Origin of the sequence: Hoskinsella mucinilytica (assembly GCF_045223415.1) — a bacterium.
Taxonomy (GTDB): Bacteria; Bacillota_I; Bacilli_A; order Erysipelotrichales; family Erysipelotrichaceae; genus Hoskinsella; species Hoskinsella mucinilytica.
In genome coordinates this window covers 1-10,581 of sequence record NZ_JBEQZJ010000071.1, presented here as the reverse complement: position 1 = coordinate 10,581, position 10,581 = coordinate 1, and the positions used below count along the sequence as shown (strand labels likewise).

Here is a 10,581-nt window from a genome sequence, read left to right as displayed (position 1 = left end):
TTATTGAAAGGTAAACGTGAAGGCTTATTATTAGGTAAACAACAAGAAAAATATCAGCTTTTAGAAAAAATTATTCAAAATAAATATGGAAAGAATGAAAGAAAATGGCTAAAAACATTGAATCAAATGCAATTAGATCACATCACAGATTTTATATTTGATTATGATTCTGTTGAAGAGTTAAAAGTAGCCATTGAACAAATAGGCAACTAGTATATCACACTTTTATTTATGAAACTAAATAGACGAGTCAGTATGTATGGAATACTGATTCGTTTTTTCATTTATTTTATCTAAGCAGTAGGATCAATAAAGGCTGTTTCATCATATCCTAGGCATAGAATACAAAAGATTGCTTTTAAAACTTGACATAATTTCATCATATGGATGACCTCCTAACAATTACAGATATAGTATAATAAAAGAAATGATTATTGTCGTTGGATTTTGCTTACAGTTGGATAACGAAATTGTAAGCTAATCATCTGATGTTTAAATTTATGTAATAATGAAAAAGACTGATGAACCTTTAGGCTCATCAATCTTTTAGATGTTTTAAGAAATGATCGATTCTTTCAATAGCTTCCTTGATATGTTCAATACTATAGGCATAGGATACACGGATGAACCCTTCTCCTGCATCACCGAAGGCAGTTCCTGGAACACAAGCAACCTTTTCTTCCTCTAATAGTTTTTCACAGAATTCATCACTGGTCAATCCAGTTGAGCGAATATCTGGGAAAATATAGAAAGCGCCATGAGGTAAATGGGTTGGTAATCCAATGCGATTAAAACCTTTTGTGATAAAATTACGACGAGATTCATAGGCTTCTTTCATTTCCGCAACATGAATATCTCCATTATGCAAGGCTTCAATAGCACCATATTGAGCAGCTGTTGGCGCAGACATAATGATATATTGATGAATCTTATTCATTGCGGCAGTAAATGTTGCATTGGCAAGTGTATAGCCAAGACGCCAACCTGTCATCGCAAAGGCCTTTGAAAATCCATTGATGATAATCACTTGATCTTTGATTTCAGGGAAGCTAGCCAAGGAACAGAATTCTCCATCATAGGTCAGCTCTGCATAAATTTCATCACTGATAACGATCAATTCATGCTGTTTGATGATAGGCACAAGCTTTTCATAATCCTCACGAGTCATAACACCACCGGTAGGATTACATGGGAAATTCAGTAGCATCACCTTCGATTTAGGAGTCAAAGCAGCTTCTAATTTCTCAGGTGTTAGCTTAAATTCATCTTTATGTTCAAGTTTTACATGAACAGGAACAGCACCACAAAGCTCTACACTTGGAGTATATGCAACATAACATGGTTCCATTAAGATTACTTCATCACCTGGATCTACCAATGCCCTCATTGCAATATCAATTGCTTCACTACCACCAACCGTAACGATAATGTTATCATTTGGATCATAATCTAATTGAAATCGACGTTTGGCATATGCTGCGATTTCTTCACGCAACTCATATAATCCTTGATTTGCAGTATAATGTGTTCTACCTTCTTCTATGGAATATATAGCGGCCTCTCTGATATGCCAAGGAGTATCAAAATCTGGTTCACCTACACCAAGCGAAATGACCCCTTCAATTTGACTAGCGAGATCAAAAAACTTACGGATGCCACTTGGTTTGATCGTTTGTACTTTATTACTTAAAAATTTTCTATACATTAGGGAGTCACAACCAATCTTTCAGGATGTTTTTCTTCTTCATCGAAGACAACACCATTGACCTTATATTCCTTTAAGACAAAGAATGTAGACGTTGAAACAACATTTTGAGTAGGAGCTAATTTCGTACCAACAAAATTGCTGATTTCTTGCATGGTTTTTCCATAAATAATGACGATAAATTCACTCTTTCCACTCATAAGATACATCGTATCTACCTCAGGATAACGGTAAATATTTTTAGCGATCTTATCATATCCATAATCACGCTCTGGAGTTACCCCTACCTCAATCAAGGCCATGACCTTTTCTTTGTTGGTTTTATCCCAGTTGATGATCGTGTGATAACCACATATAATTTTTTTCTTTTCCAGCTCACTCATTGTGTGAATGACACTGTCTTCATCCTCTAATAAAACATCTGCAAGATCACGTGTAGAGTATCTAGCATTCGTTTCTAACAAGGATAGCAACAATTCAGTCTTCATATTTCATCACCTTTTCTATCATATGTATCTATTGTATAATGGATTACAAATGAAGTAAACCAAGAATTTGAAAAGCTCAGGGAAACAATGAAATATTTCAAGTTGGCAAATCGTTCTATATAGGAGCAAGAAAAAGAGTATCAAAGAATTGAAAGACAGAAGAAAGGAATCGAAAAGGCATGGAGGAATCTGAGGGAATGATTTGCCAAAGCAATGAAGAATTAATTGAGCGTTATGGTTCAATGGTCTATCGACTAATTTTACAACATACGCATAACGAAGCAGATGCACAGGATATCTTGCAAGATACCTTTATCAAGATAATGAAAAGAAGACCCATCTTTCCTTCTATCGCAAAGGAAAAAGCTTGGGTGTTAAAGGTCGCAATGAATACGTGTAAGGATCGTTGGAAATACGAACGTATCCGTAAGCATGAACAATTGTTTGATCAATATGCATCTAACACAAAACCAACAGAAACATTTGTGATATTACCTTATGTAAAAAAATTACCGCAAAAATATCGTGATGTCATTTATCTGTTTTATTATGAGGGTTATAGTGTGAAAGAGATTGCGGAGTTGATGGATAAAAAAGAGGCAACTGTTTTAACGCAGTTGAAACGAGCAAGAAAAAGATTACAGGATATGTTGAAAGGAGAAGATTTGGATGCAGAAATATAAAGAAGAGTTGGACCGATTTCAATTGAATGAGCAACAGCTTCAAAGTCTGAAAACTGCGCTATCTAAGCAAGAAGAAAAACAAATGAGAAGACCTAGATCGAAGGTTATGGCAATATGTGCCACATTCATTTTATGTCTTTGTGTCCTATCTGTTTTACGATTACAACTATCTAGTGAGCTTGCGTGGTTAGATTTATCACAAATGCAAGGAACCTTTGTCAATGGAATACAGAAGCTTATGGGATACAAACCTATCTACTATGATTATCTTGTGGGTTTTGGCTATCATGAGCAAAACGGTATTTTAAAGTCTGATACGAAAGGAGAAGTTGGTAACACCTATCCTAAGATGGACAGTCTTCCTGTTTATCGCTATGGAGAGTATAAAGACAATCTAGGACATACGTATCCATATCGTGATGAAACATATCGAGCAAAACTGGAAGAAGTCAAACATATCCTTTCCTTAGAAGGAGAAATTCAAAAGAGCATCACAGGACAATACTTCTTGGAAAATAAACAAGTTTATGTGAAGGTAGAAGAGGATGCATCAGTGATCCTACAGTTTAAAGAGTCAATTCCCGCATCTATATTGCATAATTCTGATCGTATTTTAGATTATGCAAAACAATATCGTGATCTATATACAAAACTTGCCGATATTACATCTGCGATGTATCATGTTACAGAAAACGCAGGAGGCAATTATGAAATTATAATCACACAAAAGAGTGAAAAAGCGCCGATCTATGAAGAAGGAAAGGCTTCTATCAGTTTTTCCATTGTGGGATCTTCCTCATCTTTTCATCAAGATGAAGAAACTACTTATGTTGCTCAGATTAGATTTTATGATGTGGATCAATTGATTTATTTGAAGGATATGCCATTGATATCCGTTGAGGAAGCAAAAGCAATTCTTTTAAAAGGTGGATATTATTATGCTTTTCAAAATACTGAATTTAATGAAAATGAAATCGTAGGTTATGATATGGTATATCCACACGATGAATCGATGATTACGTTTTTACCTTATCGTCTTCCTGTTTATCGGTTTTATATTCAAAAAGAGAATGGGATATATCGATTTGATGTGATTGCGATACAACAAGAGGCATTGGCTACGCTTACTGATAGAAAAACTCCATGGTATTTTGAAGATCCTATCTTAAAGATCACATAGATAATGAAATAAAAACGCCTTCATCTTCGTTGAATAGATGAAGGAGAAGTGGTTTGAATGAAAAAAATAAGATGGATCATGATCATATGGATCATAGGAGTTTTGTTAATGTATGGTTATTATGATTTATGGAAAGAACATCAAAAAGTAATTCAAGGAAAGGAGGAAGAAATCATGTTGCCTATACAAGAAGAACGATCTTTGACAAAACAGATAAATGACTATTTGACACAACAAAACATTCCCCTTGATCAAATCAGTATATATGTAAAAGACTTATGCGGTGAAGAGGAAGTGCAATGGAGAACACAAACATATATGATAGCGGCTAGTATTTATAAACTACCTTTGGCAATGTTGTATTACGATGAATTAGCAAAAGGAACGTTTCAAATCAATGATACAATATCATATGAAGCATATTGTTACGAGGCAGGAGGACCAATCGCAGATCAAATAGAACCCGGAAGTTTATTAACGATAGAAACGCTATTACATGATATGATTCTGTATTCTGATAATACAGCAGGGCATATTTTATTTGAACATATGGGAGGGTGGATTGCATTCAAACAAGCTTGTGTGAAGTATAGTAACATGGAATATGAGGATGTGTTTTTTTCAGGAGATAATGTATTGAATACACAATATGTCATGGATACTTTATGTTATTTATATGAACATAGAGATCGCTATGAGATGTTATTAACTGATATGAAACAAGCATTACCTAATGATTATTTGAATCGAAATCTACCATCTAAGACAGCACAAAAATATGGGTATTATGAAAATGCACTACATTCTGCTGGAATCGTAGAAGCTCCTCATCCTTATGCCATTGTCATTTTTACGCAACTTGGACTTGACGCAAGAGCTTATCTTGGTGATCTTAATAAAATCTGTTATGACTATTTTCAAAAGACTACAATAACTGCTTCATAGGCAGTTGTTTTTATAAAAATGTAAAAAATTATCATCTTTCTTCATAACATGATAAAATATTACTAGATAAGGGGTTGTATTGTATGATAAGAAAAGTGCAGAAAAAGGTAAAAATAATCATAATGTTAAGTGTAACGCTCCTACTTACGGGATGTGTTGGAGTTGCTATCTATATGACTCAGTTTTATGAGGATATCGAACAGGTCGTAAAGGAGGTAACTTTAAATTATACAGAGAAAGCAGAAACAAACAGTGCGTATTATTTCAAAGGACAAAGAAGTGATGTAGATTTTGACGAAGCCTTGTTTCAATTTGATAAGATTCAGGATTATGATGTGGTTTTACCATTTCGTGATCAGACTTATCATGTTATCTTCCATATCATAGATAATGTGAAGCCAACCATCAAATTTAAAAAAGATAAGATAGATTTATATCAGGGTTTTGAGCTTGAGGATATCTATGAGGCTAGTGATGAAAAATCCAAGGTAAAAGTATCTTTGAATATGGATGAGGAAGACTTTACGATAGGTGAGCATGAATTTTGTGTTAATGCAAAAGATGAAAGCGGAAATGAGGAAAAGAAATGTCAAATCATACAGGTTGTGGATACAACACCAAAGGTTGATCTTACCTCTGCTTTAAGCTTTGATTATGATTATGGCTCTATGAGCTTGGAATCTATTTTAAAAGATTATATGAAAAAAAGAGGACTAACCAGTCAAATTGCAGTCAGCTATCATAATTTTTCTACAGGAGAAACGACAATGATAAATGGAGATCAATGGATGACTGCAGGTAGTACGTATAAGCTTCCTTTGAATATGTATTATTATGAACAAGAAAATGCAGGAGCAATCTCACAAAGTGACATGTTAGAATATCGAAAAGAAAGCTTTGAAGCAGGTGGACCGATTGGTGATGAAAAAAAGCCGGGTGATAAAATTTCCGTAGGAGAGCTTCAATACTATAGCATTGTCTATTCTGATAATACAGCTTCTCGTATTCTATATGATGGACTTGGCGGATGGGGTGCCTATCGTGAAGCGATTAAGAAATATAGTGCTATTTCCTATGAATCACCATATTATGATAACAATATCACGGTGCATTATATGAATGATTTATTGGTGTATCTATATCAACATTTAAATAGTTTTCCGGAACTATCACAACGTTTGTATGGAGTATCTCCAGGTGATTGCTTAAAGAAATATGTATATGTTCCGATCATGCAAAAGGATGGCTTTTATCAAGCGGCTTATAATGCGGCAGGTCTTGTGATGGCTGAAAAACCATATGCTGCAGCTGTTTATACTTCCTTAGGAGATGCCGGAAGAAATGTAATCGGAGAAGTTAATCTGATTCTGTATCAATATGCAATGGCACATTGATGGGCATGAATAGCTAAATATCTGAAATTCGTAAAATAACATTGAATTATTTCAAAAAGGTTGTACAATAAAATTAGGTACTTACATAAACAAACAACCGGAACTCTGTATATAATGTGCTTCAGAGTTCAACCTATATAGCAAGACATGTTCCATTTATCTTCAAATGTCAAATATACGTCAAGGAAAGGAGGAACACTATGGCAATTTATGATATCCTGAATCAGGTTCAGGATGCTAGAGAAGGGAATGCTGGAATTTGTGAGTTTAATGGTTTTTTAGAAGATTATCTTTCCACGATTGAAGCAGTTGAGGGAAAAGAGGAAACACATGCTTTACTGACAAAACTGTTCGAAAAGGATAGTAATCTAAGAATTTGCGTTCGTCTGAGGTTGAATATCAATAAGGATGCAATTGCAAATCAAATCATCCGTTATAAGGATGCGTTTAAATTGCCGAAGGGCACGATCGTTTGTCCATATATTGTATATGGAAAATTCGATGATGTTCAGAAAGCAATCATATTGACATTAGGAGATAAGGAAGAATATGTAAAAGCAAAAGCATTGTATTATGTTATGAGTGAACCGGAAAATGAATATGAGGGAACTCGTAATGAAATCATTGCGGACTGTTTAAATGAGGAACATTTGGATCTGATGTTGGGCGCAGTTGATAAATTTTTCTTTCAAAACAGTAAAGCCGGTATCGTGCAACGTGAGTTAGATGCGAAAATGTTCGATAGCTATACGCAGATGTATGAGCTGGCAAATGAAATGGGCAAGAAACAGGAAGCAGAATTAAGGGATTTGCTTAAGGAAAGTGATGATAAAGAAGCTTGTATCAATCAAATCATTGCAAATTGGTTCCTGTTAAAGAAGTTCTCTTATGTACAATATATGATGGATAAAAACAATCTGAATAAAGTACATGAAGGAAATGTGAAGCGTCAAAGACAGGTAGCAAAAGAAAAGAGCGATGCGATAGGATTTGTATCTTATAGTGAGCTTTGGAAACTTGCGAAAGAATTAAGCTAAGGAACAGAAATGTTCCTTTTTTTGAATCAAATGCTGTAATGACAAATAGGAAAAGATGTTCTATAATATAGTTAATGAATGAGGGAACGATATGAAAAAAACGTGGAAGCAATTCATGGCATCGATCACTTGTCTGTTTCTATTCTCCTCTTGTATGGAAAAATCGATTCATGAGGATATGGATCAGCAAATAAAGATGTATCTGAAACAAGGATCCTATAGTTTGATAAAAGAAGAAACCATAAATGATTACTGTATTCAATGGGTTCATCAAAATGATGGGGATTATATTATCATATTTCAAAAAATGCAGAATGGCGCACATTTGATTTCTTTAAATAAGATGGAAAAGAATACATTATCATATCAGACGATCTATGATCTTAACGAAGGAATCCTAATTGTGTTTGGTGATAATGAGGATAAAACCATGAAACAATATCAAATGATTATTGAAAAACATGGAGACAGTTATGGTTCTATGTTGATCGAAGGTGATTTGGATGGATTTGATATGTATTTTAAAGTGCTGTCAACTTATCCTGATTTTATGATAGGGGGATTCGAAGTATTGAATGAACAAAATGAATGGATTTCCATGCCAATGAAAGAGCTCAGTCAAGATCTAATATATGAGGAGGAGGAGTTAAGATGAAACGTCATTGGATGGTGTTTTCTATTTCCATTTTATTATGTATTCTTTCCGGATGTATCGTAAAAAAGAAAGATGTTCTTTTAGATTGTGTAAAAAATGCGTTAGAGGATGAACAAGCTGAAATTGTAGCACAAACAAATTATTTTGAAACTTATGCGGTGATCGTTCATACCAAAGGTGGATATAAAGCAATGATGTTTCAGGGACAAGAGGATGCCCAACCTTATTTTGTGCTTATGCAAGCAAGAGTATTAGATACAGATGATATGAAATTTATGACTACATATGGTTCCAATAGTCGTGTGGTGTTTGGATTTTCACAAAATGTATGTAATCAAATATACGATGTCACCTTTGAATCTCAAAGTGTCAGTGAAAATATAAAAATCATTTATCATTGTGCGAATGTTGATGGCTTCACATTAGAAGCATTCTATATACCGAATGATGTTTATGATATTCCACATGTGGATGTTGATCAAAATGATTGTGGGATATAAAAAACGACAGATCAATTGTCGTTTTAAACATGCTCTTTTGATTTAAATATTAAAAATAGGATCCCACCGATGACGATATTAAGATAATAGGTTGCGGTACGCCAAAGGATCATGATACTACTTGCATAGATTTTCCCAAACAATACACCAAAGATCAGGATAAAGGCGCTTTCGGTCCAACCGCTGTCACCAGGCAGTGGAGTTAATGCATTTAACATGTGAATGAAACAAGATAATAATTGTACTGTGATGATATCTGAAAGGGTCAAAGGAAGTCCTAGACCGATTCCAACGAAATAGGGAATGCTATAGTAAATAATTTGACGTAATAGATTAATGAATACTCCTTTTTTAATTAACAGCTTATCTTGTTTCAACTTTTTAATTTCCTCTGAAAAATAATGGACTTGTACGTTCCATTTTTCTAAGGTTTCTTCTTTCTTCTTAATGATATGAAGCTTATATGCCAAAGAAACGATCATAGAGCTTAGCTTTGTGTAAAGCTTTGGGAAATGAGACATTGTCCATAATATCAAAATTACGGAAGCATTGATCAAAAGACCGGCAATGATGAGTAAAAAATATCCGGAAAAGGTATCAATGGCATAGGTGAAGTGGGTGAAAATAAGTAAACAAGCAAACCCAACTACAACACTTTGATAAAGAAAGAATTCTTTCCATAAAATACTTGCGATATCTTGATAGGAAATAGCTAATTTACGAAATGCATAAGTTTGAGATACCTGTCCACCACCAAGAGGTGTAACTCCATTAAAAAACGCCGCAATGTAAGCATTATAGCAACCATCCTTAAAGGTGATATCTTTTTTATATGGCTTGGTAATGGTATATAACATATAACCCTGTAGTATATAATAAAGAATGCCACAGAACATGATCCATAACAGCCAAGGAATAGAAACACTAGTAAGATGATATAATACTTGTTCATAATCATCTTTTAAAGCAAACCAGAAAGCAAATGCAATCAAGGACAATAAAAGAGCGGCTTGAGCAAGTGTTTTTTTCCAGCTGTTTCCCATAGACATCCTCCTCAATATAACCATTGTATGCTAGGTATTCAAGTATAGCACATTTCAAAAAAAATATGTTAAGGAATTGTTAAAAAGGAACTGTGTCCAAATACCTTGCGTAATGAAAAACAATTGGCGTATACTATAGGCATTGGAGGTGGATTATGAAATATTGTAGTACCTGTGGACATCCTTTGATAGTAAAAGAATTAGAACATGAAGGAATGATTCCCTTTTGTGAGCATTGTAAAGAATATCGGTTTCCGATTTTTAATACAGCGGTTTCTATGGTGGTATTGAATCCGCAAAAAGATAAGATTTTATTGATCAAGCAATATGGAAGAGATCATAATATTTTGGTTGCTGGTTATGTCAATAAAGGAGAAGCCTTAGAAGAGGCACTTAGACGAGAGCTAAAAGAGGAAATCGGTTTAAATGTACATGCGTTACGATATAATAAAAGTGAATATTTTGAAAAAACCAATACCGTTGTTTGTAATTTTATCGTTGTAGCGGATCGAGAATGTTTGGATCTTGTAAGTGATTGGGAAGTAGATCATGCTGCTTGGTATCGCTTTGAACAGGCTAAAATAGAAGTAAAACCTTGTTCTTTGGCACAACGTTTTTTATCTTCTTTTTTTGATAATTGGGATATGATCCAACAGGAACAAGGATTTCGTTAAATGATCGTTTGATCTACATCTATGATGATGGTTTCTAAATACTCAGGAAGATAAGCACCATTGCTTAACTCACTGAAATCTTCACGAAGATCAGTTTTACTCAAAAAGGTATAAGTTACCATTTCATCATATATCTTATCTAAGATGGAAAGTTGTTGTGTTCTGAAATAATAATCAAGTTTACCAATGAGATCATAAGAAAATGTAATTTGATATTTCTGCATGGTCTCTTTCGTATTATAAAAGTAGGAAGAAAAGTATCCTACTTATAAGAAAT

The 10,581-nt window shown here is 34.1% G+C and carries 13 protein-coding genes; 9 read left to right on the top strand and 4 right to left on the bottom strand.

Annotation, left to right across the window (positions count from 1 at the left end; all coding sequences use genetic code 11):
• The coding region (locus tag UGRO018_RS16965; RefSeq protein WP_463667573.1) for a hypothetical protein at positions 1-213 on the top strand (213 nt) is incomplete at its 5' end.
• A gap of 325 nt (positions 214-538) precedes the next feature.
• Here the strand turns inward: UGRO018_RS16965 and UGRO018_RS16960 are convergent.
• Together UGRO018_RS16960 and UGRO018_RS16955 are read right to left on the bottom strand one after the other, a co-directional pair.
• Positions 539-1,705 (bottom strand): aminotransferase class I/II-fold pyridoxal phosphate-dependent enzyme, encoded by a 1,167-nt coding sequence (locus UGRO018_RS16960; RefSeq protein WP_416327699.1) that lies wholly within the window; start codon positions 1,703-1,705, stop codon positions 539-541.
• The gene (locus tag UGRO018_RS16955; RefSeq protein WP_416327698.1) at positions 1,705-2,193 is read right to left on the bottom strand and encodes an Lrp/AsnC family transcriptional regulator; all 489 of its coding nucleotides are present in this window, start codon (positions 2,191-2,193) and stop codon (positions 1,705-1,707) included. The genes UGRO018_RS16960 and UGRO018_RS16955 overlap by 1 nt, the downstream gene beginning before the upstream one ends.
• A gap of 179 nt (positions 2,194-2,372) precedes the next feature.
• Here UGRO018_RS16955 and UGRO018_RS16950 point away from each other — a divergent pair, with 179 nt between their 5' ends.
• From UGRO018_RS16950 to UGRO018_RS16920, 7 genes are all read left to right on the top strand, one after another.
• The gene (locus tag UGRO018_RS16950) at positions 2,373-2,876 is read left to right on the top strand and encodes an RNA polymerase sigma factor (RefSeq protein WP_416327697.1); all 504 of its coding nucleotides are present in this window, start codon (positions 2,373-2,375) and stop codon (positions 2,874-2,876) included.
• Positions 2,863-4,056 (top strand): hypothetical protein, encoded by a 1,194-nt coding sequence (locus UGRO018_RS16945; RefSeq protein ID WP_416327696.1) that lies wholly within the window; start codon positions 2,863-2,865, stop codon positions 4,054-4,056. The genes UGRO018_RS16950 and UGRO018_RS16945 overlap by 14 nt, the downstream gene beginning before the upstream one ends.
• Positions 4,057-4,113: 57 nt before the next feature.
• Positions 4,114-5,001 (top strand): serine hydrolase, encoded by an 888-nt coding sequence (locus tag UGRO018_RS16940; protein WP_416327695.1) that lies wholly within the window; start codon positions 4,114-4,116, stop codon positions 4,999-5,001.
• Between the two features lie 83 nt (positions 5,002-5,084).
• Positions 5,085-6,395 (top strand): serine hydrolase, encoded by a 1,311-nt coding sequence (locus UGRO018_RS16935; RefSeq protein WP_416327694.1) that lies wholly within the window; start codon positions 5,085-5,087, stop codon positions 6,393-6,395.
• A gap of 200 nt (positions 6,396-6,595) precedes the next feature.
• A complete protein-coding gene (locus tag UGRO018_RS16930) occupies positions 6,596-7,432 on the top strand; it encodes a hypothetical protein (protein ID WP_416327693.1) in 837 nt (278 codons plus the stop codon).
• A 91-nt stretch (positions 7,433-7,523) separates the two neighbouring features.
• Positions 7,524-8,087, top strand: coding sequence for a hypothetical protein (locus tag UGRO018_RS16925; protein WP_416327692.1), 564 nt, complete (start codon positions 7,524-7,526; stop codon positions 8,085-8,087).
• Entirely contained in the window at positions 8,084-8,587 is a 504-nt protein-coding gene (locus tag UGRO018_RS16920) for a hypothetical protein (RefSeq protein WP_416327691.1), read from the top strand. The genes UGRO018_RS16925 and UGRO018_RS16920 overlap by 4 nt, the downstream gene beginning before the upstream one ends.
• A gap of 23 nt (positions 8,588-8,610) precedes the next feature.
• Here the strand turns inward: UGRO018_RS16920 and UGRO018_RS16915 are convergent, their stop codons facing one another.
• Positions 8,611-9,630 (bottom strand): lysylphosphatidylglycerol synthase transmembrane domain-containing protein, encoded by a 1,020-nt coding sequence (locus tag UGRO018_RS16915; RefSeq protein ID WP_416327690.1) that lies wholly within the window; start codon positions 9,628-9,630, stop codon positions 8,611-8,613.
• Between the two features lie 155 nt (positions 9,631-9,785).
• Here UGRO018_RS16915 and UGRO018_RS16910 point away from each other — a divergent pair, with 155 nt between their 5' ends.
• Entirely contained in the window at positions 9,786-10,304 is a 519-nt protein-coding gene (locus UGRO018_RS16910; protein WP_416327689.1) for an NAD(+) diphosphatase, read from the top strand.
• Here the strand turns inward: UGRO018_RS16910 and UGRO018_RS16905 are convergent.
• Entirely contained in the window at positions 10,301-10,528 is a 228-nt protein-coding gene (locus UGRO018_RS16905; protein ID WP_416327688.1) for a DUF1949 domain-containing protein, read from the bottom strand. The genes UGRO018_RS16910 and UGRO018_RS16905 overlap by 4 nt on opposite strands.
• Between the last annotated feature and the right edge of the window lie 53 nt (positions 10,529-10,581).

Excerpts from the sequence above, each read along its gene's own strand:
- UGRO018_RS16960 (WP_416327699.1), bottom strand. The coding sequence starts at position 1,705 with ATGTATAGAAAATTTTTAAGTAATAAAGTACAAACGATCAAACCAAGT.
- UGRO018_RS16955 (WP_416327698.1), bottom strand. The coding sequence starts at position 2,193 with ATGAAGACTGAATTGTTGCTATCCTTGTTAGAAACGAATGCTAGATAC.
- UGRO018_RS16950 (WP_416327697.1), top strand. The coding sequence starts at position 2,373 with ATGGAGGAATCTGAGGGAATGATTTGCCAAAGCAATGAAGAATTAATT.
- UGRO018_RS16945 (WP_416327696.1), top strand. The coding sequence starts at position 2,863 with ATGCAGAAATATAAAGAAGAGTTGGACCGATTTCAATTGAATGAGCAA.
- UGRO018_RS16940 (WP_416327695.1), top strand. The coding sequence starts at position 4,114 with ATGAAAAAAATAAGATGGATCATGATCATATGGATCATAGGAGTTTTG.
- UGRO018_RS16935 (WP_416327694.1), top strand. The coding sequence starts at position 5,085 with ATGATAAGAAAAGTGCAGAAAAAGGTAAAAATAATCATAATGTTAAGT.
- UGRO018_RS16930 (WP_416327693.1), top strand. The coding sequence starts at position 6,596 with ATGGCAATTTATGATATCCTGAATCAGGTTCAGGATGCTAGAGAAGGG.
- UGRO018_RS16925 (WP_416327692.1), top strand. The coding sequence starts at position 7,524 with ATGAAAAAAACGTGGAAGCAATTCATGGCATCGATCACTTGTCTGTTT.
- UGRO018_RS16920 (WP_416327691.1), top strand. The coding sequence starts at position 8,084 with ATGAAACGTCATTGGATGGTGTTTTCTATTTCCATTTTATTATGTATT.
- UGRO018_RS16915 (WP_416327690.1), bottom strand. The coding sequence starts at position 9,630 with ATGGGAAACAGCTGGAAAAAAACACTTGCTCAAGCCGCTCTTTTATTG.
- UGRO018_RS16910 (WP_416327689.1), top strand. The coding sequence starts at position 9,786 with ATGAAATATTGTAGTACCTGTGGACATCCTTTGATAGTAAAAGAATTA.
- UGRO018_RS16905 (WP_416327688.1), bottom strand. The coding sequence starts at position 10,528 with ATGCAGAAATATCAAATTACATTTTCTTATGATCTCATTGGTAAACTT.